Annotated in this window: 17 protein-coding genes; 8 read left to right on the forward strand and 9 right to left on the reverse strand. The window is 73.4% G+C overall.

Annotation, left to right across the window (positions count from 1 at the left end):
• Positions 1–18: 18 nt before the first annotated feature.
• The 4 genes from WME79_RS32140 to WME79_RS32155 form a co-directional block, all read right to left on the reverse strand.
• Positions 19–1,062: a glycosyltransferase family 4 protein gene (locus tag WME79_RS32140; RefSeq protein ID WP_437522621.1), complete on the reverse strand. Its 1,044-nt coding sequence runs from the start codon at positions 1,060–1,062 to the stop codon at positions 19–21.
• A gap of 156 nt (positions 1,063–1,218) precedes the next feature.
• Positions 1,219–1,617, reverse strand: a complete 399-nt coding sequence (locus tag WME79_RS32145; protein ID WP_437522624.1) for a 6-pyruvoyl trahydropterin synthase family protein — start codon at positions 1,615–1,617, stop codon at positions 1,219–1,221.
• Between the two features lie 22 nt (positions 1,618–1,639).
• Positions 1,640–2,737, reverse strand: coding sequence for a zinc-dependent alcohol dehydrogenase (locus tag WME79_RS32150; protein ID WP_437522627.1), 1,098 nt, complete (start codon positions 2,735–2,737; stop codon positions 1,640–1,642).
• Positions 2,691–3,380, reverse strand: coding sequence for a RibD family protein (locus tag WME79_RS32155; RefSeq protein ID WP_437522630.1), 690 nt, complete (start codon positions 3,378–3,380; stop codon positions 2,691–2,693). The genes WME79_RS32150 and WME79_RS32155 overlap by 47 nt, the downstream gene beginning before the upstream one ends.
• A gap of 513 nt (positions 3,381–3,893) precedes the next feature.
• Here WME79_RS32155 and WME79_RS32160 point away from each other — a divergent pair.
• Together WME79_RS32160 and WME79_RS32165 are read left to right on the forward strand one after the other, a co-directional pair.
• Positions 3,894–4,979, forward strand: coding sequence for a GH12 family glycosyl hydrolase domain-containing protein (locus WME79_RS32160; RefSeq protein WP_437522633.1), 1,086 nt, complete (start codon positions 3,894–3,896; stop codon positions 4,977–4,979).
• Positions 4,980–5,029: 50 nt separating this feature from the next.
• Complete coding sequence (locus WME79_RS32165) at positions 5,030–5,719, forward strand: hypothetical protein (protein ID WP_437522636.1); 690 nt, start codon at positions 5,030–5,032, stop codon at positions 5,717–5,719.
• A gap of 51 nt (positions 5,720–5,770) precedes the next feature.
• On the opposite strand, the gene WME79_RS32170 is transcribed toward WME79_RS32165, so the two are convergent.
• Positions 5,771–6,682 carry a glutathione S-transferase family protein gene (locus WME79_RS32170; protein ID WP_437522639.1) on the reverse strand — a complete coding sequence of 304 codons (912 nt, stop codon included), beginning with the start codon at positions 6,680–6,682 and terminating at the stop codon, positions 5,771–5,773.
• Positions 6,683–7,014: 332 nt separating this feature from the next.
• Between WME79_RS32170 and WME79_RS32175 the strand changes: the two genes are divergently transcribed.
• The 4 genes from WME79_RS32175 (at position 7,015) to WME79_RS32190 (ending at position 11,539) form a co-directional block, all read left to right on the forward strand.
• Positions 7,015–8,661, forward strand: a complete 1,647-nt coding sequence (locus tag WME79_RS32175; RefSeq protein ID WP_437522642.1) for a long-chain fatty acid--CoA ligase — start codon at positions 7,015–7,017, stop codon at positions 8,659–8,661.
• A 73-nt stretch (positions 8,662–8,734) separates the two neighbouring features.
• On the forward strand, positions 8,735–9,196 hold the full coding sequence (locus WME79_RS32180; protein ID WP_437522645.1) for a PaaI family thioesterase: 462 nt from the start codon (positions 8,735–8,737) through the stop codon (positions 9,194–9,196).
• 164 nt (positions 9,197–9,360) lie between these two features.
• The gene (locus WME79_RS32185; RefSeq protein ID WP_437522648.1) at positions 9,361–10,401 is read left to right on the forward strand and encodes a 1-aminocyclopropane-1-carboxylate deaminase/D-cysteine desulfhydrase; all 1,041 of its coding nucleotides are present in this window, start codon (positions 9,361–9,363) and stop codon (positions 10,399–10,401) included.
• Between the two features lie 280 nt (positions 10,402–10,681).
• Positions 10,682–11,539: a fibro-slime domain-containing protein gene (locus WME79_RS32190; RefSeq protein ID WP_437522651.1), complete on the forward strand. Its 858-nt coding sequence runs from the start codon at positions 10,682–10,684 to the stop codon at positions 11,537–11,539.
• A 74-nt stretch (positions 11,540–11,613) separates the two neighbouring features.
• On the opposite strand, the gene WME79_RS32195 is transcribed toward WME79_RS32190, so the two are convergent.
• Both WME79_RS32195 and WME79_RS32200 read right to left on the reverse strand, forming a co-directional pair.
• Positions 11,614–13,905, reverse strand: a complete 2,292-nt coding sequence (locus WME79_RS32195) for a M20/M25/M40 family metallo-hydrolase (RefSeq protein ID WP_437522654.1) — start codon at positions 13,903–13,905, stop codon at positions 11,614–11,616.
• 15 nt (positions 13,906–13,920) lie between these two features.
• Complete coding sequence (locus tag WME79_RS32200; RefSeq protein ID WP_437522657.1) at positions 13,921–16,182, reverse strand: hypothetical protein; 2,262 nt, start codon at positions 16,180–16,182, stop codon at positions 13,921–13,923.
• A 347-nt stretch (positions 16,183–16,529) separates the two neighbouring features.
• Here WME79_RS32200 and WME79_RS32205 point away from each other — a divergent pair, with 347 nt between their 5' ends.
• A complete protein-coding gene (locus WME79_RS32205) occupies positions 16,530–16,814 on the forward strand; it encodes a hypothetical protein (RefSeq protein WP_437522660.1) in 285 nt (94 codons plus the stop codon).
• Positions 16,815–16,848: 34 nt separating this feature from the next.
• Here the strand turns inward: WME79_RS32205 and WME79_RS32210 are convergent, their stop codons facing one another.
• Both WME79_RS32210 and yedA read right to left on the reverse strand, forming a co-directional pair.
• Positions 16,849–17,931 (reverse strand): SMP-30/gluconolactonase/LRE family protein, encoded by a 1,083-nt coding sequence (locus WME79_RS32210; RefSeq protein ID WP_437522662.1) that lies wholly within the window; start codon positions 17,929–17,931, stop codon positions 16,849–16,851.
• A gap of 191 nt (positions 17,932–18,122) precedes the next feature.
• Complete coding sequence (gene yedA / locus WME79_RS32215) at positions 18,123–19,307, reverse strand: drug/metabolite exporter YedA (protein ID WP_437522665.1); 1,185 nt, start codon at positions 19,305–19,307, stop codon at positions 18,123–18,125.
• Positions 19,308–19,461: 154 nt separating this feature from the next.
• Between yedA and WME79_RS32220 the strand changes: the two genes are divergently transcribed.
• Positions 19,462–20,916, forward strand: coding sequence for a PLP-dependent aminotransferase family protein (locus tag WME79_RS32220; RefSeq protein ID WP_437522667.1), 1,455 nt, complete (start codon positions 19,462–19,464; stop codon positions 20,914–20,916).
• Positions 20,917–21,008: the final 92 nt, after the last annotated feature.

Here is a 21,008-nt window from a genome sequence, read left to right on the forward strand (position 1 = left end):
CGTTCTTCGCCGGGCCGGTCATCCGCGCGTCGCGCGCGCGAGCGCCGCGCGCACCGCGGCCGCGGTGCCGTCCCAGGTGGGCAGCGTCGCGGCCCGGACGGTCGCCGCGCGGCTCATGCTCGCCCGGAGGGCGCCGTCCTCGAGGAAGCGGGCGAGCGCCGGCGCGAGGCCCTCCACGTCGTCCCAGAGCAGCGCCTCCGCGCCGTCCTGGACCGCCTCCGGCATCGCGCCGGCGCGGGCGGCGAGCACTGGAACGCCCGCCCGGACCGCCTCGGTGAGCACCATGCCGTAGCCTTCCAGCGACGAGGGCAGGACGAGCGCGTCCGCCGCCGCGAGCTCGGCCGCGAGCGCCTCGTCCCCGAGCACGCCGGGCACCGAGACGCGCGCCCGCAGGAACGCGGAGCCGGAGATCGCGCGGCGCACCCGCCCGGCATAGGCCGGGTCGCGCGCCGCGTCCCCGATGAGCACGAGCGTGGCATGCGCGCTCCCGACCCGCTCGAACGCCGCGAGGAGCTCCAGCAGCCGCTTGCGCGGGATGAAGCTCCCCACGAACACGAGCCGCAGCGGGCCGCCGTCCCGCGGGGCGCGGGGGAGCCAAGGGAGCCGGTCCGCGCCCGGCGTCGCCACGTCGATCCGGGCGAGCCCGAGCTCGCGCCGGAGCCGCGCCGCGGTCGTCGCGCTCGTCGCGAGGTGCGCGTCGCACAGGCGGATCACCGCCGCCTCCGCGAGCGAAAGCGCCGCGCGCCGCGGGCCGGGCGGGAGCTCCCACGCGCTCAGGTGGTGCACGAGGAGCACGCGCGCGATCCGCCGCGGCAGCGCCGCGAACGCCGGCACGAGCTCCCGGAAGCAGAGCTCGTCGCCGACCACCACCGCGGGGTCGATCCGGGCGAGGCGCCGCGCGAGCGCGAGGCCGGCGAGCGCCCGCGACCGCGGCGCCGGATCGAGGGACACGACCTCCACGGCGTCGCCCCGGGCGCGCAGCCGCTCGACGACGAGCCGATCGTAGATGTAGCCGCCCGTGGTCTGGTCCAGGGCGCCGTAGACGATCCAGGCGATGCGCATGGGTCTCAGGGGAGCGGCCCGGCCTGATAGCCGCCCTCGCGGCGCGCGGCAACGCGCCCCGCCGCGCGCACGCGCTGCACGCCGCTGCCCTCCCGGCGCACGGCGACGGCCCGCGCTGCACACCGCGGCCGCCGCAGCGCGCCGCGGCGGCCAGCGTTACAGGTCGCGCTCGAAGCCCGCGTACGCTGACGGCGACTCCCGGACGAGCACCCTCAGCGTCGCTCCCGGGACCGGCGCCTCTGCCGCGGGCAGCCTCGCGATCTCTTCGGCGAGGAGCCCGGCCACGTGCTCGGCCACGCGCTCGGTCGTGGAGGTGCGCCCGGGGAAGGCCGGGTGCTCGTCGAGGTTCGTGTAGTCGATCGTGTCGAGCACCCGGCGCAGCGACGCGTGCAGCGCGCCGATGTCCATGACCACGTGGTGCGGGCCGAGCGCCTTCGCGCGGATCTCGATCTCGACGGAGTACGTCGCGCCGTGCATCCGGGTCGCCGGGCCGAAGAACGGATCGGAGAAGCTGTGCGCGATCATCACATGATCGCTGACGGCGAGGAGGAACATGGCGGTGGCGGGCCTCTAGCCTCTAGGTTGCCTCTCGCGTAGCCGATCGTGCGCCGTACTGAAAGACCGTCTGCAACCGCGCCCCGGGCTCGGCCGCGAGCGCTGCGTACACGGACGGCGCCGCGTCGAGCGGGACGGACGGGTCCAGCAGCGCGTCGAGCGCCGGGTCTTCGAGGACGGCACAGACGAGCGCGAAGCGCCGCGCGTGGTCCCAGCGGGGCGCGCGCTCCGGCGGGAGGGTCGAGACCTGGCTCGCCCGCAGGCGGAGGCGCCGGCGGTGGAAGTCCGCGCCGAGCGCGACCGGGCTCGTCCGCGCCCCGTAGAACGACGCGACTGTCACCGTCGCCTCGCGCGCCGCGTGCGCGATCGCGCGGTCGAGCTCCTCCGGATGGCCGGTCGCGGCGATCACGGCGTCCGCGTCGCCGCGCGGCCGGTCGTCCTCGGGCCGGAGCGCCGCGGCGGCGCCGAGCGCGAGGCCGACCTGGCGCCGCCGCTCGCTCGGCTCGACGAGCCGGACCACGGCCCCGGCGCGCCGCGCGAGCGCCACAATGAGCAGCCCGACGACCCCGCCGCCGAGCACCACCACGGCGTCTCCGAGCCCCACCCCCGCGTCCCACACACACGTGATCGCCGTCTCCAGGTTCGCGGCCAGCACCGCGCGCTCGGCCGGAATCGAGCGTGGCAGGCCGCGCGCCGCGCCCGGCCCGAGCAGGTGGAGATCGCCGTGGGGCGCGAGCGCGAAGACGCGGTCGCCCGGCCCGAGCGCCGCGCCCTCGCCGCGGGCGACGACCTCGCCGACCCACGCGTAGCCGTAGCGACGCGGGTAGGTCGGCGCGCCTTCAGCGTCGAGCGACGGGTCGAACGGCGTCGGCCCCTCTCCGCGGAAGAGCAGCAGCTCCGTCCCCTGGCTCACGCCCGACGCGAGCGCGCGCGCCACGACCTCGCCGGGCCCGGGCGCGCGCGGCGGGGCGCCCGGACGCACCTCGACGAGCCCTGGCCGGACGAACCAGAGCTCCCGGGCGAGGGGCGGGGCGGCGTCGCTCGGCGTGAGGGCCCCGGGCGGCGCGGGCGCGTCAGTCGGGATAACGCACCTCCCCTCGCAAGAGCACGTTGCCCCCAAGGAGCTCGACCGCCGGCTCGCGCAGGTCGATCGCCGACGCGAGCGGCGCCTCTCCCAGCGCGCCGACCGCGGGGATCGCCGTGTCGCCGAGGAAGCGCGGCGCGATCTCGACCTCCGCGCGGTCGGCGAGGCGCGCGCGCAGGAACGAGGTGAGCACGGCGCCGCCCCCCTCGACGAGCAGCCGCCGCACGCCGCGCGCGTGGAGCTCGGCCAGCGCGTGCGGCAGCGAGACGAGGCCGTTGTCGTTCGCGGGCACGACGATCACCTCTGCGCCGCGCTCCTCGAGCCACGCCTGCGCCGCGCGCGGCGCGCGCCCCGCCGCGCCGAAGACGACAACGCGCCCGCCGGCCGGCTGCCCGCTGCCGGGCGGCTGCAGCAGGCGCGCCCCTTCCGGCACGCCGAGGGCGCTCGCCAGCACCACGCGCATCGGCTGGCGCCCCTCGCACCCGCGCAGGGTCAGCAGCGGATCGTCGATCACGACGGTGCGGATCCCCACGAGCACCGCGTCATGCTCCGCGCGCGCCCGGTGGGCGCACACCATCCCAGCGGGCGTGCTGAGCATGACGCGCTGGTCCGGGGCCGCGATGCGGCCATCGAGCGTCTGGGCGAAGTGGAGCGTGACCCGCGGGCGCGGCAGGCTCATGGCGCGCTCGCGGGTGCGCGTCTGGCGCGAGCTAACGCGCGGAGGAGAGGGGACTTTGCCTCCGTCCCGAGCCGACAGTGGAGCCTCCGGGGCACGGCGTCACTCTAGACCAGAACGTGGGAACCGGGGAGGAGTGCGAGCACGCGATCACCCAGTTCCACGCTTTCCTGGAACCCATTCATCTCCGCGTTCAACAGCCTCATCCGTACATCGGGCGACTCGAAGCATCGATGAAGATCAGCGAGACACAGTTCGAGCGTCCCTCTGGCGACTCCGATCCTCGATGGCGCAACAACGATGTCAAGCGGTGCTTCCACGCGAACACGCAAAGCGTCGAGGTCGCCGGAGCGACGTCAAGTCCACGAAGCTCGTGACTCGGTGCACGCCACATTTTTCGAGTCGAGCGGTGACGCCATCGCTGTTGCTGCAATTGTTCATGTCGCGCGCTGCTTTTTTGCGCACGGCGGTGCCGCGCACCGCCGTGCGCCTGTATGCAGGTGTATGTTGCGCGCCATGCGCGCGTATACCTTGACCAATTCTTTTACACTTCTCACGCTGGCGGCGACTCTCACCGCCGGCTGCTCTGGATCTTCTGACGCTGACGACGGAGATCCCAGCGCTGCGGCGAGCTCTGGCGGGCTACCGAGCGCGAGCGCCTCGACGGGCGACGCCGCGAGTGGCAGCAGCGGCTCGACCTCGGGCAGCAGCGGAGTCACCAGCGGCGCCGGAGTCACCAGCGGCGCCGGCGGCGCGGACAGCACCGGCAGCACCGGCAGCACCACGGCGGGAACGGGCGGCGGCGCGGCGGCAGGTACCGGAGGGAGCGGCGAAGCGAGCAGCACCACGGCAGGAACGGGCGGCACCGTGAACCCGGGCTCCGGGCTCGGCAACGGCGCCATGGAGGGCTCCGGCAAATCGAGCGAGCGGTACGAAACGGGCCTCGTCTCGCGCGACGGTACGCCATACGTGCTCATCACGAACGGCTGGGGCCCCGGCTTCGGCAACCACACCGTCTCGTGGGAAGGCACGTCGTTCACGGTGGAGAGCATGAGCGGCTCGGCCGGCTCGATGGGTCAGCCCGCCTCGTACCCGACCGTATTTTGCGGCCGATACTCGGTGAGGGAGGTGCCTGACTGCGGCTTGCCGGCGCCGAGCAGCTCCATCAAGAGCCTGCGCACCGGCTGGCGCTGGGCCAAGAATGGCAACGAGGGCCAGTACAACGCCGCGTTCGACATCTGGATGGGCAACGGCACGCAGCTCCAGGGCTATCTCATGGTGTGGCTGCGCGATCCGACGCGCTTTCAGCCCGCCGGGCAGCCGAACAGCGCGCACCAGGGCGTGACGGTCGCGAACGTCCCCGGCAAGTGGAACATCTGGAACGGCATGGTGAACGGCCTGCCGATCGTGAACTGGGTGCGCGCCGAGGGGCAAGACAGCTACGAGATCGAGTTCGACGTGATGGACTTCGTGCGCGACGCGCAGACGCGCGGCATCAGCGTGCCCGGCAACACGGTCAACGCGGTCGCCGTCGGGTTCGAGATCTGGGAAGGCCCGATCACGAACCTGCAGAGCCTCGACTTCTACGTCGACGCGAACTGAACGCCACGGCTCGCTTGCCGCGAGGCTCCGGGCGTCCTAAGCGCGCCGCGATGCCCATCAGCTGGCCGGATCTCTCCTCGCGTTGCGAGCGCGCTGGCCTCCCGCTCCGCGGCGGCTTTCACCCGGGCGAGGGCGACGGCGTGCCGGCGGCAGGCGATCTCGCCGCGGGGACGCTCGTCCTGCTCGGCAACGCTGGCCCGTCGATGTGGCGCGCGTTCTCGCGCGCCCGCAAGGACGCCCCCGATCTCGCGCTCGACGACTGGACCGTCGCGGTCGTCTCCCCGCTCGCGGCGGAGCTCGGCGCGACGGCCCTGTTCCCCTTCACCGGCCCTCCCTACTGGCCGTTCCAGCGCTGGGCGCAGCAGGCCGAGGCGCTGTCCCCGTCGCCCCTCGCCATCCTCATCCACCCGAGATTCGGCCTCTGGCACGGGTACCGCGCCGCCCTCGTCTTCGCGGAGCGGCTGTCGCTCCCGCCACGCGAGGACCAGGCGAGCCCCTGCGTCTCGTGCGCCGGCCAGCCCTGCCTGAGCGCCTGCCCCGTGTCCGCGTTCTCCCCTGGCAGCTACGATGTCGCCGCGTGCGTCGGCCACCTCGACGCCGGGCCAGGCGCAACGTGCATGACCGGAGGGTGCCTGTCGCGCCGCGCCTGCCCGATCGGGCAGGAGCACATCTATCCCGACGAGCAACGCGAGTTCCACATGCGCGCGTTCCGGCGCGCGATGTCGAGCACGGGCAGCTAGCGAGAACCGCGGCGGCAGGCGGAGCGCGCTCGCCCTGGCGCACGGCGCGGCTCACTGCTTCCTGATGCGATATCCGGCGCGCGGGAAGTGCACCGCGATCTCCCCCACGTCCGGATCGCTGCGTCGTATCGTGATCTCGGCGGCCGAGAGCCGCGCGACCACGCCCCGGGTCTCCTCTGGACCGTAATCGTCAGCCGTGATCGTCACGGCGTCTCCCGGCGACAGGCCCTCTCCGGTCGCGGTCTCCCCGCCGGCGACGTCGGCCGGCTCGGACGCGCGGGCCGCCGCGAGCGCCTCGGCGGCGGTCATCGCCAGGACCTCGCCGGGGCCGAACGCCCTGATGCGCGCGAACCACGCCGCGAGCGCAGGCCGCGCCTCGATCGCGGCGGACAGCCTGGCGCTCCGGTTCAGGAACCAGACCGGGTGGAAGCACGCCGCGTCCGCGATCGAGAACGCGTCGCCCAGCAGGAAACGCCGGCCATGGAGCTGACTCTCCAGCCGATCGAGCGACAGCAGCGCCTGGCTCAGGGCGTGCGGGGCCGCCTGGAAGATCGCGTCCTTGCTGAACGCCGGCGACATCGCCGCGCGATCGACCAGGATACCGGGCGGCAGGACAGGGAATATCTCCACGACCACCGGCGGCACGGCCTGGACCATCAACCGATGATCCGCCCAGTCCTCGATCAGCTCGACCAGCCCGGCCTGGCCCGGCGGGACGCACGAAGGCTCGGGTCGTAACTGCTCCAGGCGCCGCGCGATGCACGCCGTGTCACAATAGATGTCCGCGCCGATCTGCAAGACCGGGATCCGCCGATACCCCCCCGTGAGCGGCGTCAGCTCCGGCTTCGGCGCCATCATCGGTTGCTCGACCGATCTCCACGCGATCTTCTTGTACGCGAGGATCCGGCGGATCTTCTCCGCGAAGAGCGAAAACGGATAGTGGTGCAGGATGAGCTCGGCCATGGACGACCTCGTGCGATGGCGACCTCTTCGGGTCGGCGATCGTTCTCGAATCTTAATGAGGGCGCCGCGCGCCGCTCTTGGCAGATCTTGCGATCCGCCATCCCCCTGGGGAGCTCCGGGGCGCCGGATCAGGCCGCCGGCGCGGAGCCTGGCGCTGCTCGCTCGGGCGCCGCGCGCCCCGCATTTCGCGTGTTCGCCGCATTCCCTGCGCGGCGCCGCCCGCGAGCCGCTAGCCTCCGTTTCGGGGGGCGGGGCCGCGCTCGCGGCGCCTGGAACAGCCCTCCTGACTCGACGGATCCCCGCGCCTCGCGCGGGACGAGGAGGCACCGCCCATGCTCGCCGGCCGCATGATGGATTACCCGCTCACGCTGACCCACTTCCTCGACCGGGCGCGGACGTACCACGCGCGCTGCGAGATCGTGACCCAGAACCCGGACAGGACCGTCTCCCGCTCCACGTATGCCGATCTCCACCGCCGCGCGTCGAAGCTCGCGCACGCGCTCACGCGGCTCGGCGTCCGCGCGGGCGACCGCGTCGCGACGCTCTGCTGGAACCACGCGCGGCACCTGGAGCTCTACCTCGGCGTCCCGGCCATGGGCGCGGTCCTCCACACCCTGAACCTGCGCCTCCACCCGAGCGAGCTCGGGTACATCGCCTCGCACGCCGAGGACAAGGTCGTCGTCGTCGACCGCTCGCTCCTCCCGCTCTTCCGCAAGTTCGCGCCGGAGGTCCGCAGCATCCAGCGCGTCCTCGTCCTCGACGACGACGGGCCCGTGGATCCGGCGGCGGGCGACGGGCTCGACTACGAGGCGCTGCTCGCGCCCGAGCCGGATCACTTCGACTTCCCGAGCCTGGATGAGCGCTCCGCCGCCATGCTCTGTTACACGTCGGGGACGACCGGCAACCCCAAGGGCGTGGCCTACAGCCACCGCTCGATCGTGCTCCACACGCTGGTCTCCTGCATGCACGACGCGCTCGGCTTCCGCGACCGCGACATCGTCCTTCCGGTGGTGCCCATGTTCCACGCGATGGCCTGGGGGCTGCCGTATTCGGCGATCGCGGCCGGCGCGCGGCTCGTGCTCCCCGGCCCGCACCTCGACGCCGCGTCGCTGCTCGATCTCATGGCCAGGGAGCGCGTCACGTTCGCCGCGGGCGTCCCCACGATCTGGCTCGGGATCCTCGCGCTCCTCGACGAGCACCCGAAGCGCTGGGATCTCTCGTCGATGCGCGCCATGGTGATCGGCGGCTCGGCGGCGCCCCCCGCGCTCATCGACGGCTTCCGCGCGCGCCACGGGCTCGTGGTCCTCCACGCCTGGGGGATGACCGAGACCAACCCGCTCGGCACCGTCGCCCACGTCCGGAGCAGCCTTGGCCGCCTCCACGAGGACCCGGTCGCCTCGCTGCAGACGCGCGCGTCGCAGGGCTACCCGGTCCCGTTCATCGATCAGCGCCACGTCGACGCGAACGACCGGCCGATGCCCTGGGACGGCAGGACGATGGGCGAGCTCGAGGTGCGAGGCCCCTGGGTCGCCTCGTCGTACTTCGGCGGCGAGGGCGAGGACCGCTTCACGAAAGACGGCTGGTTCAAGACCGGCGACGTCGTGACGATCGACGGCGAGGGCTACATGCGCATCACGGATCGCACGAAGGACGTGATCAAGTCGGGCGGCGAGTGGATCAGCTCGGTCGCGCTCGAGAACGCGCTCATGAGCCACCCGGCCGTCCTGGAGGCCGCGGTGTTCGCGGCGCGCCACCCCCTCTGGGGCGAGCGCCCGCTCGCCGCGATCGTCCTGCGGCAGGGCCAGAGCGCGTCGAAGGAGCAGCTCCACGCCCTCCTCGAGCCGCGCTTCGCGAAGTTCTGGCTCCCGGACGAGTACCTCTTCCTCGAGCGGATCCCGCGCACCTCGACCGGCAAGTTCCTCAAATCGAGGCTGCGCGAGGAGTTCGCCGATCTCCTGGAGAAGAAGGTACCCGGATGACGCGCTGACGCGCCCGCGCGCCCGGGGAGAAATCGCCGGAAGCTCCCGGCAAAGCGTGTACTACGCTGCCGCCATGGCCGAAGGGGAACCCGAGGATTTCGCCGCCGCGCTGAACGACGCGGCCATCGACGGCTGGATCAGCGCCATGGGTCTCCGGCTGATCCGCGCCACCCGCGACGAGGTGGAGGCCGAGCTCGACATCGGGCCGCAGCACCGGCAGGCCTATGGCATCGTCCACGGCGGCGTCCACGCGGGCATCGTGGAGACGCTGGCGTCGATCGGCGCCGCGCTCCACGCCCTGCCGGACGGCCGCTCGGTCGTCGGGCTCGAGAACCACACGAGCTTCCTGCGCGCGGTCCGGTCGGGGCGGCTTCGCGCCACCGCGCGGCCGCTCGACCGCGGGCGGCGCACCCAGGTCTGGGAGGGCTCGGTCTACGACGACGAGGGCCGGCTCTGCGCCTCGGGGCGCGTGCGCCTCCTCGTCCTGGAGCCGGACGCGACGCTCGCAGGGCAGCGCGCCGGCACGCCCGGGTGATCGCCGGCCGCGCGAGCGCCTGACCGCCAGCGCGCCTGATGCCTGATTGCTCGATCGCTGGCTCGCCTGACCCCCTGATTGCCCGCTCGCCCGATTGCCCGATCGCCCGAGCGCCTTACACCCTTCGCGAGGTGCCCCCGTTGCGCGACGCAGCCGCCCTTCGGATGATCGACCCTATTCCCCGGCTCGGCTGGGTCGGCGCGCCCTCGCCGGTCACGGCGCTCCCGCAGCTCGCCTCCGCGCTGGGGATCGAGTTTCTCGGCGTCAAGCGAGACGACCTCTGCGAGCCCCTGCACGGCGGGATGAAGATGCGGAAGCTCGACTACGTGCTCGCCGCGCCGCCCTTCTCGACCGCGGCGGCGTGGTCCGCGGCGGGCGGCATCGGCTCGGGCAACGTGGCGGCGCTCGTCGCCGCGGCGCAGCGGCTCGGCCGGAGGGTGCACGCGCACCTCTTCTGGACCGATCTCTCCAGGGGCGTGATCGACAACCTCACGTTCACCGCCTCGGGGCCGGCCGCGATCCGCTTCTACCCGTCGCGCATCGCGCTCGCGCTCGCGCGCCCGTCGCTCTTCCTGCCGCTCCGCGCGCGGGACGACGAGGGCGCGGCGATCGTGCCGCTCGGCGCCACGTCGGCGCTCGGCATGATCGGCGCCGCGCGCGCGGCGCTCGAGCTCGGCGCGCAGATCCGGGCCGGCGAGCTCCCCGAGCCCGCGCGCATCTACGTGCCGCTCGGCTCGGGCGGCACCGCCGCCGGGCTCGCCGTCGGGCTCGCGCTCGGCGGCCTGCGGTCGCGGGTCGTCGCCGTCGCCGTGGTCGAGCGCCTCCTCGCCTCGCACTTCCGCCTCCGCGCCCTCACCGCCGAGCTCCGCGCCGCGCTCGCGCAGCGGGGCGTTACGCCCGTGCCCCCCGCGGCGCCGATCGACGTCGTGCACGGCTACCTGGGCCGCGGGTATGGATCACCCACCCCCGCGTCGCTCGCCGCCTGCGACGCCCTCGCCGCCGAGGGGATCTCGCTGGAGCCGGTCTACACCGGCAAGGCCATGGCCGCGCTCATGGCGCACGCGCGGGAGCGCCGGCTCGGCCCGGTGCTGTTCTGGCAAACCGCGCGGCGCGAGCCCCTGCCCCGGCACGACGGTTTTTGCGAGCGGCTCCCGGCCGCGCTGTCACGGCGCCTCGGCGCCCACTGCGGCGGCGGATCTCGATAAACAACCTACATCTCGGCGCCTCCCCGGCGCTCGTGCGCTGTCGCTCAGCTGCACTTTTCTCGACTTCGGCCTCGTGCGGCCAGCGCACGGCGGCAATTTTCTGGATCGCACCGCCATTGCGACGGGATAGAATTGCTGTCTCGCTTGCGCCCTCGGCGACCGCCCGTCCCGGCGCTCGTAACGCCGCGCCCCGCGCGCACACAACGCGCAAAACATGCGCAAACCACGCACAACGGACGCGCAGACCACGCGCGATATCCCCTACAGAAGGAGTCTTCACATGCTTAGGCCGCTACAATCGAACTGGTGTGCTCCGCTCGCAACAATGCTGGTGTTGGCCGGGGTCGCGTGTGGGGGCAGCACCGATGGATCGAGCGACTCCAGCAACAGCGCCGGCGCCGGGTACGGCTCGGGCACGGGCGGCAGCGACTTCGGGTCCGGCGTGTCGGCGGGCGCGGGCAACGGGAACGGCAGCAGCGGCAGCGGCGACGGGTGCAACGCGAGCCTCACGGGCATCGTGCGCGACTTCCGCGCCTACGAAGACGGCGAGGGGCACCCTGACTTCGAGACGTTCAGGGGCCAGGGCCTGAAAGGCATCGTCGAGCGCGAGCTGGGCCCGGATCAGAAGCCGGTCTATGCGCACGAGGGGGGCACCGAGCACACGACCGGGCCCGAAGAGTTCAACCAGTGGTACCGCGACGTCGACGGCGTGAACATGCCGATCCAGTTCACGATCACGCCCGTCGTCGGCGCGGACGGCATTGCCACCTACGAGAACCGGGCCTTCTTCCCCATCGACGAGCAGGGCTTCGGGAACGAAGGGAGGCAGCACAACTACCACTTCACGTTCGAGCTCCACATGACGTTTGTGTACAAAGGCGGCGAGGAGTTCAGGTTCTCCGGCGACGACGATCTCTGGGTGTTCATCAACAACCGGCTCGCCATCGATCTGGGCGGCCTCCACGGCCCGCAGGACGACAGGCTCGATCTCGACGCGATGGCGAACGAGCTGGGGATCACGCCCGGGCAGGAGTACGCACTCGACTTCTTCCACGCTGAGCGGCACACGAGCGAGTCGAACTTCACCATCCAGTCGACGCTCGCGTTCACGAACTGCGAACCCATCTTCGTTGACTGATCCGCTCGGCTGATCCCGCTCCACCTCTCCTGCGCAGCGAGGGCGGCGGGCCCGCTTCGGCGAGCCCGCCGGGGCTAAGGCCCGTACGACCCGCTGACGAACGTCGAATCGGCGAGGCGGTACGGCACGCCCATGATCTCCCTGGGCCGCGGCCCGCGCACGAGCTCGCGCGGGAGCTCGTAGGTCTGGTCCATCAGCCGGATCTCGATCGGCCCGGAGTCCTCGACCTCCAGCGACCACTCGATACCTTCCGGCGGCAAACCCATGTAGGTGAACCCCCAGCGGACATCGCGCTTCGCGTCGGCCGCGCGACCCCGCTCCTCCACGCCCTTTCCGTCCACCTCGGCGCGGATCACCCGGTTCGGGGACGTGACCTCGGCGAACAGCCAGGGGGCTCCCCGGGATGAGGCGACGCGGAGCCGGAGCGCCCGCACGCCGTCGCGCCGGACGTCGCCGAGCACCGTGAGCGATGGCGCCGGGAGGGCGAGGGCCGGCGCCTCGGCCTGGCGCGTCACGCTCACGAACGGCACGGCGAACGAGGGCGCCTGCCCGCGATCGTCCGGGAAGTACGCGGCGGTCCACGGGTCGAGGTCGCGGTCGGCCGAGAGCCAGTGGGCCTTCCCGGCAGCGGCGTCGACCGCGTAGGCGAGGCTCGCCGGTCGGGGCCGCGCTTCGGTGAAGCCCATCGAGGAGCAGGCGATGAGGAGCGCCGTGAGGCCGGAGACGGCGAACGCGAGCGAGAGCCGCGGCGAGCGGCCGCCGCCGAGCAGCTCGGCGTGCGGCAGGAAGAGCCCGAAGACGAGCGCGACGGCGAGGGCTGGCACCGCCGCCTTCGGCAGGCCCAGCGCGACGAAGAACAGGTACGGGCCAGGCACGGCCAGCGCGACCGCCGGCACCGCGGTCGCGACGAGGATCGCGGCGTCCGCGAGCGTGGGCGGGGCTTCGCCGCGCCGGAGCGTCACCGCCGCGAGCCCGAGCAGGGCGAACGCGAGCGGCCAGGCGAAGTAGAAGCTCGCGCCCGGCATGAAGAGGCTCGCCGCGGCGAGCAGCAACAGCCACAGGAGCAGCGCGCCGAGGGCGAGCTCGCACGCGCCGAGGCGCCGCCGGAAGAACCGGTAGCCCGCCGCGGAGGCCGCGAGCGCGGCGAGCGCGAGCGCGAGCCGGTACGTGGGCGCGTTGTACGGCTCGAACGGCATCACCCGGAGGGCCGGGTGCACGCTGCGGAGGATCCACGCGAGCCCGCCCACCGCCGCGGCGACGCCGAGGAGCAGCGCCAGGAAGGCGAGGAGCCCCGCGGCGATCCGGCCCGGCGAAGCGGCCCGCCGCCGCCCCGCGTGGAGCACCACGCCCGCGAACAGGCAGGTGACCAGCCCGGCGATCGGGAGCGTCCAGCCGATCGGGTGCGAGACGATGTGGGCGCCCCACGTGTTGAAGTACACCGCATCTCCGCGGCCGGGATCCCGCAGGTCGAGCGCGCCGAAGCGCCGCGCGAGCGAGAGCGCGTAGTCGCCGGCGTGCTGCACGCTCCGGAGGTCGAGGTTGCCCACGGTGTCGGACGGGGCGTGGTAGTGCGCGGCGCCGTCGGTGAAGGCGAAGTTCAGCCCGGGGATCCCGGCCCGCTTGAAGACGCTGAGATCGGTGCTGTGGCCCATGCGCCGCGCGACCTCGGGGAAGAGCGACGACGCCACCGGGTAGGCCGCAGCGCTGGCGAGCTCGCGGACGGGGAAGGCGTCGCCGGGCCCGGTGTCGAACATCGCGACCACGCCGCCGGCCCCGCGGGCGTCGAAGTTGAGCGCGATCCCCACCTCGCCGCGCAGCGGGTGCTCGTCCATGAACGCCTTGCCGCCGAGGACGCCTCCCTCCTCCGCGTCGGTGAACAGGAGCAGCACGTCGTTGCGCAGCGGGGGGCCGCTCTTCAGGGCGCGCAGCGCCTCCAGGAGCGCCGCCACCCCGCTGCCGTCGTCCGCGGCGCCCGGGCTGCCGGGCACCGAGTCGTAGTGCGCGACGAGCGCGACCGCCCGGGTGCTGTCCGCGCCCGGCAGCCGCGCCACGATGTTCTCGACGTGCGCCGCGTCGTACGGCAGGCCCCACTGCCGGCTGAGGACCGAGGCGCGCTGGACCTCGGGCTGCACGCCGAGCATCGAGAGCTCCGCGAGCAAGTAGTCGCGCGCCCGCCGGTGGCCCACCGAGCCGGTGGGGCGCGGCTCGGCCGCGATGTGCTCGAGGTGCGCCCTGGCCCGCTCGGCCGAGAACACCTCGGGCGGCGCGCTCGCCGGGACGACGTCGAGGGGGCTCAGCTGTGCGATGCGGAGCGCGACCAGCGCGAGGAGCGCGAGGGCCGCGGCGAGGCGAGGAGACCACGCCATGGCGATCGGTCGACCTCAGCGCACGGGCGCCGGAGGCTCCCCCTGGGCGACCTCGTCCTCGGGCCTGCGCGCGAGGCGCGCGGCCGCGCGCCGGTAGAGCTCCGTGAGCGGCGCGCGGTGCGCGGCGAGGAGCACCGTCACCCCGGCCAGCCACAGGAGCACGAGGGGCACGAGCGCCGAGGAGGTCGTGTAGACGAGCACGGGGCGGAAGGCGCGCTCGCGCGTGACGAGCTCGCGGCGCGCTTGAACGGCCCGCTCGTAGTCCGGGAGCGACAGGGCGACCGGCGTCACCCCCTCCAGCACCGCGCCTCCAGGGGCGAGCGCGCCGCCGCCCTTGGCCAGATCGTCATCCTTGGCCCTGCGCACGGAGGCGGGCGCCGGCGCCGCCGACTCGCTGTACGTGGAGTTCCAGCGCTCCGCCCTGTAGCTCCTCGCCGAGACGGCGAAGAGCCCGACCAGGAGCGCCAGGCCGCCCAGGCCGAGCAGCACCACCATCGCGGCGGCGCGGCCACGGCCTCCGAGGAGCCGCCCCGCGAGCCACGCCGCCACGGCCGTCGCGATGCCGACCAGGAGCGCCACGAACGTCGCGGGCGCCAGGAACCACAGGCCTGCCATGAGCAGCCCGCCCAGCGCGCGCAGCGCGCGCACGCGCCCGCGGCTCGTCGCCCCGCCGGGGCGGACGGCGATCCACGCGGCCACGAAGCCGATCGCCACCGCGAAGGCGTCGCCGGCGTCCGCGAACCACACCGGCCGGTCGCCGCCGAGCAGCGCGAGCGGCACCACGCGATCGGGCAGCCCGACCGTCAGCGCCACCTCGCTCGCGGTGAGCGGGTAGCTCGGCATCGGCAGCTCCAGGGTTCCTCCGAGCGAGTGCACCGCCGCCTGCGCCAGCGACTGCACCTGGATCGTGTGGCTCCCCGTCTGCAGCGGCACGAGGACCTCCTCCGCGGCCTTGCCCTGGTGCATGATCCGCTGGGCCTTCCCGTCGGTGGCGAGGTAGATCGGCCGCCCGCCCGGCGCGTAGGTCAGGTAATCGATGCCGTTGTTCTCGTAGGTGAGCGCGTCATCGGCCACGAGGTCTCCGCGCTCGGTCAGGACGAGGGTGCGGCGGTGGTCGCGCACCACCGCGGCGAGCACCTCGACCCCCGAGAGCGGCTCGACCGCGACCTCGACGCGCTGCCCTCGCTGCACGAGCAGGAGCCGTGACGTCGCCTGCGTCCGCGGGATCGGCGACTCGGCGGCGTCCACCTGGCGCGCGTCGCCCTTCACGGTGAGGCGGTGCTCCGCGTCGGACTCGAACAGCCACCACTCGTAGGCGGAGCGCGGATCGGGCGAGAAGGCCCCGACCTTCGGGAGCGTGCCCGAGATCTTCATCTCCGCGGCGCGGCCCGAGGTGGGCAGCACGAGCTCCCCGCCCTCGACCCGGAAGCCGCTCGCGCCCGCGACGTCGAGCACCTTCTCCCCGAACGCGAGCGGCAGGCGCACGACGCCGAGGTCGCTGCCCGACCGCATGACGAGCCGGTACTCGAAGCCGATCTCCCGACCGACCCGCACCGCGCGCGACAGCTGAAAGACCGTGGGGCCCGTGCTCTGCGCCCCGGCGCCCCCGTCGGGGGTGAAATGGAGCGTCGCCCCGCGGAGCCCCGAGAGCTGCGCGCCCTCGGCGACGGAGCCGCCGGTGATGTCGGCCTCGAATGTGTTGAGCGGACCGGCGACCAGGAGCGTGAGGTCGCCCTCGAGCCACAGGGTGCCCCGGAGCACGAAGCGGCGCGCGGCCGTCCAGAGGTAGTAGTGGTCGTCCTCGAAGCTGATCGGCGCGGCCTCGCGGCGCGACGCGGGCCGTCCATCGTCGAGCGTGGCCTCGATGCGGAGGTGCGCCGGCGGCCCGAAGAGCGGCACGGCCACGGGGCGGTCCGTGAGCACGCCGCCCGAGAGCTCGAACTGGAGCGGCCCCTCGCCCACCGTGCCCGTGATGCGCAGCCGATCGAGCGCGTAACAGCGCTCCTCGCATTGCCCCGAGCCGCCGCGCTGGTCGACCCAGCGAGAGAGCATCTCCAGCTGTCCAGCCCACGAATCCGGCGGAGGCCCGTGCGCTTGCGCCTGCGCCGCGGCGCTCTTCGCCGCGGGCGTTGCTGGCGCCGCGCCCGCGGCAGGCGCCGCCGTCGGCGCGTCAGGCGCCTGCCCCATCGACAACGACGGAATGACGAGCAGCGACAGCACCACGAGAAGCCACAACAGCGTTGGTGGCGTGGCCTTGTTCCAGCGCGCGAGCGACATAGGGTGACTCCCTTCCTTGACCTGCCGAGCGAACGCGATGGCCGCCGCAGCGTCCTCATCAAACAACCTAGGGAAAAACGACTGCAACAAAATCGACATGAGGCCTTGACAGTTAACGCGTCGCGTCGCAGTGTCGTGGCGTCGCGATTGTGCCTCCGACGAAGCCACAAGGTGGCTCTGTTCGCGGGCACGGCCGTGCGGCGGGGCGCCCCTCGCTCCAGTGCACATCGCGTCTTGCGAGCCCGCGAGAGCGGGCGACGCGCGGGGCACGGGGGTCAACGCTGGATTCATCATTTCTGTACGCCCGCGGTCGTCGCGGGGGGACATACCGAAGTGGGAGGCAGACCATGAGTGAGACCCAGAGCATCACGGAGCCGAAGGCCGAGAACAGCGTGAACGGGACCGCCGGGCCCGCGCAGGCAGCGGACGCCAGCGCCGGGGCGGCGCTCAAGCCGCCGTTCGTCGAGACGCTGCGCGAGCTGAGCACCTCCTGGGCAGGGGTGGCCATCGGTTACGGGCGGATCGCGCTCGAAGGCGCCGCGCGCGCCCTGGAGCGATCGGCGGGGAAGCTCGGCGAGCTTCAAGAGAAGCTCAAGAAGGGCGAAGTGGCCGCGGCGGAAGGCGCCCGCTGAGCCTCCCCTCCAGCGCGCTGCCGGGGAGCGCCCATCACGGCGCTTCTGGCGGCGCCGGGACGGGCGCGCCGGCGATGCCGACGGTGACACCATAGATCGAGCCGGCTGCGCCTCCGACGTAAAGGGTCCTCGCATCGAACCCCGGGCCCGCTCCGAACTGCGCATTGGCCACCCCGGTCGGGAAGCGCGCCAGGAGCTCAGCCTCCCCCAGGGCGGCGCCCCCCGCGTCCAGCCTCACACGATAGAGCGTCCGGTTCTGGCTATCGACCGTGTAGAGGTGACCACACGTATCGAGAACGAGTCCGTCGAGCACGGACGAGGCGACCGTGGCCACAAGCGAGGGACGTTCGCCAGGGTTGTTCAGGTCGATCTTGCGGATCTCGCCGGCAGAGGAGTTGGTGTAAAAAACCGCCCATCGCGCCAGGTCGAAGACAATTCCGTTCGGCTCGCTCACCTCGGGGGCGCCGCTCGCGATCTCGTCGATCGTGGCATCGGGGTTGAGGCGGATCACCCGATCTCCCGCGAGGTCGGTCGCCCAGACGTTGCCCAGCGCGTCCGGAGCGAGGCCGTTCGGGTCCGTGAGGCCTGTCACGTAGTCGTCGACCATTCCGGTCGCCGAGACCTGGACGACGGCGCCCTGGCCCGGCAACGCCGCCACGAGGGTCCCGTCGGGCCGGTACCGGAGCCCGAGCACGGTGCCCGGCAGAGACGCAAAGTTCGAGGTCTGGCCCGTGGCGTCGAAGCGGACGAGGTTCGGCCCCTGCTTGGCGACGAGGTAGCCCCGGCCGTCGAACACGAAATCCTCGCTGCCGCTGAACACGGCCGTGAGCAGCGCCGGCTCGAAGGGCCCGGGCGCGAGCGCCGCGCACTCGCCGCTCGGCCCCGCGCCCGCGCCCGCGCCGACTGCCGCCCCGCCGCCCTGTCCGGCGCCCACCGCCGCGCCGCCGCCCTCTCCGGTGCCCGTGGCCACGCCGCCGCCTTCTCCGGCGCCTGCGCTCTCGCCCGACGTCGCGCTCGCCCCGCTGCTCGCAGCAGCGCCGACGTGGCCGCCGCTGCACGCCGACGGCGCGCCGGACAGGAGCAGCGCCCAGCCGAGCAGCCGGAACCCTCTCTTCATCTACCTCGCCTCCTCGCCGCGCACACTACACGCCGCCCCCCCGCATTGCCTACGGTCGACGGCGCGCGCGGGGCGCGAAGGCGGCCGGCGCGACGCGCCGTCGGAGCGGGGCGGGGTGATCCGCGAGCGCAGCGCGCCTGCCGCCGCGCCGCCGCGCCGTCGGAGCGGGGTGATCCGCGAGCGCGGCGCGCCTAGCGCCGCGAGACGATGACGACGCCGGCGCCGACGATGGCCGCCGCGGCCCAGGTCGTCGCGGAGGCCCGCTCGCCGCCGAGCAGGACGCCGAGCGCGATGGCGACGATCGGGTTCACGTACGCGTAGCTCGTCGCGATCGCCGGGCGCGTGCTCCGGAGCAGGTACGTGTACGCGCTGAGGGCCACGATCGATCCGAACACCGCCAGATAGGCGAGCGCGAGGAGCGACCGCGAGGAGGGCGCCGCCGCGAGGTGCTCACCCGAGAGCGCGCTCACCCCGAGCATCACCGCGCCGCCCACGAGCATCTCCGCCGCGACCGCCATCGGCCCTTCCGGGAGCGGCAGCGAGCGGCTGTACAGCGAGCCGAGCGCCCACGACACGGGGGCCAGCAAGATGAGCAGGGCCCCGGCGTGCGCCGCGTGGAGATCGCCGCCGAGGTGGAGCAGCGCCGCGCCCGCGAACCCGACGAGGAGCCCGATCCACTCGCGCCGGGAGACCTCCGGGGCGCCGGCGGGCGCGCCGCCGGCGAGGCCTCGACCTCGCGCGGTGGCGAAGAGCGCCAGCCAGAGCGGCATCGTGGACACCACGACCGCGGCGACGCCCGAGCTCACCCACTGCTGCGAGACGACGACGAACCCGTTGCCGAAGACGAGCAGCAGCACCCCGATCCGCGCCGCCGCCCCCCACTGCCGCAGCGTCGGCCGCGGGGCGCCGCGCAGCCGGAGCACGCCGTAGAGCAGCGCGCCCGCCGTCATGAACCGCGTCCCGGCCAGCAAGAAGGGCGGCAGCGTCTCGAGCGCGACCGAGACCGCCAGGTACGTCGAGCCCCAGATCACGTACAGCGCGAGGAGCGAGAGCAGCACCAGCCAGCTCCCCCGCGCCCTCGCCAGCGCCGCGCGCGCCGTCTTCCCTGCCTCGCCCCTCGCCACCGCGATCTGCGCCGGCTCGAGCGCCTCCACCACGAGGAGCCCGCGCCCCTCGCCTCCATAGCTGGAGCCGGCCTCCAGCACCACGTCCTGCGGCTCCCCCTCGCGGGTGATCCAGACCGCGCCGGCGGTACAGCTCAGGAGCAGCGGACCGCCCCGCAGGCGGTGCGTCCACAGTCGACCCTTCCCGAGCTCGATCCGCGACGGCTCGCGGAGGCGCGATGGCGGCTCCGAAACAAGTGAGGTCAATTTCATGCCCTGAAGGGTGGGGTCAAGCGACCGACCGGTACAGAGGCAGTCGGTCGGTAATTGAGGCCGGTACAGTTTCCGGAACAGGCGACTGTGCTGGTCCTCACGCCCGGCAGCTGTACCGGTACCGCAGCGCCCGCCCGGCTGTACACTTCGTCTTGTGCAGGCGCAGGCGCCCATCGAAGCAGAGGACGAGGCCCACCTCTACGACCGCGTCGCCGCGCACATCGCGGATCTGATCGCGCGCGGCGCGCTGCGGCCGGGCGACCGGATCCCGTCGGTGCGGCGGCTCAGCCGGCAGCAGGGGGTCAGCGTCGCGACGGTGCTGCAGGCGTACATGCAGCTCGAGAACCGCGGGCTCATCGAGGCGCGCCCGCAGTCGGGGCACTACGTCCGCGCCCGCCGGGGCACGGCGCTGCCCGAGCCCCGAGCCGCGCGCGCCTGCACCACCGCCACGCGGGTCAGCGTGAAGAGCCTCGTCTCCAAGGTCTACCGGGCGTGTCGTGACCCGCACATCGTCCCGTTCGGCGCGGCGTGCCCGAGCCCGGAGCTTCTGCCGACCGACAAGCTGAACCGGATCCTCAGCGCGATCGCGCGGAGCGCGGGCGGCGCCGGCGTCTCGTATGATCCGCCGCCCGGCCTGCCGGCGTTGCGGCGGCAGATCGCCCGGCGCTCGGTCGAGTGGGGCGTCGCGCTCTCCCCCGACGACATCGTGACGACGGTCGGCGCGATGGAGGCGCTCCACCTCTGCCTGCGCGCGGTCGCCCGCCGGGGCGACACGGTCGCGCTGGAGTCGCCGGCGTACTACGGGCTCCTCCAGCTCATCGAGAGCCTCGGCATCAAGGCGATCGAGGTCCCGTCGCACCCCCGCACCGGCATGGATCTCGACGTCCTCGAGGAGATGCTGGGCCGCCACCGCATCAAGGCGTGCCTCGCGATCCCGAACTTCAACAACCCCCTCGGCAGCGCCATGCCCGACGAGGCGAAGGAGCGCCTCGTCGCGATGCTCGCGCGCCGCGAGGTGCCGCTCATCGAGGACGACATCTACGGCGACCTGCACTTCGGCGATGTCCGCCCCCGCCCCGCCAAGGCGTTCGACAAGAAGGGCCTCGTGATGCTCTGCTCGTCGTTCACAAAGACGGTGGCGCCGGGCTACCGGGTCGGCTGGACGGCGCCCGGCCGCTTCCTCGACGAGGTCGAGCAGCTCAAGTTCGCGCAGAGCGTGGCGACCGCGACGCTGCCGCAGATGGCGATCGCCGAGTTCCTCGAGATCGGCGGGTACGACCACCACCTGCGGACGCTCCGGCGCCGGCTCGCCGCCCAGGTCGCGCGCATGAGCGAGGCGATCGCCGAACACTTCCCGCCCGGCACCCGCGTCTCGCGCCCCGCCGGCGGCTTCGTGCTCTGGGTCGAGCTGCCGCCCGGCACGAGCGCGCTCGACGTGCACGAGCGCGCGCTCGAGCACGGCATCAGCGTCGCGCCGGGGCCGATCTTCTCGGCCAAACACCGTTTCTCGAACTACATCCGGGTGAACTGCGGCTACCCGTTCACGGAGCTCAGCGAGCACGCAGTCCGGACGCTCGGACGGATCTGCGCCGAGACCGCCGAGGGATGACGCGGTGGACGGCCGCGGCCCCGGCGGCGGCCGGCGCGCTCTGGATGCCGTACCCGCGCTGAAGTAGAACTTTCCCTCTCGATCGAGCGCCC

The sequence above is a fragment of the Sorangium sp. So ce726 genome, assembly GCF_051521405.1.
GTDB lineage: Bacteria > Myxococcota_A > Polyangia > Polyangiales > Polyangiaceae > Sorangium.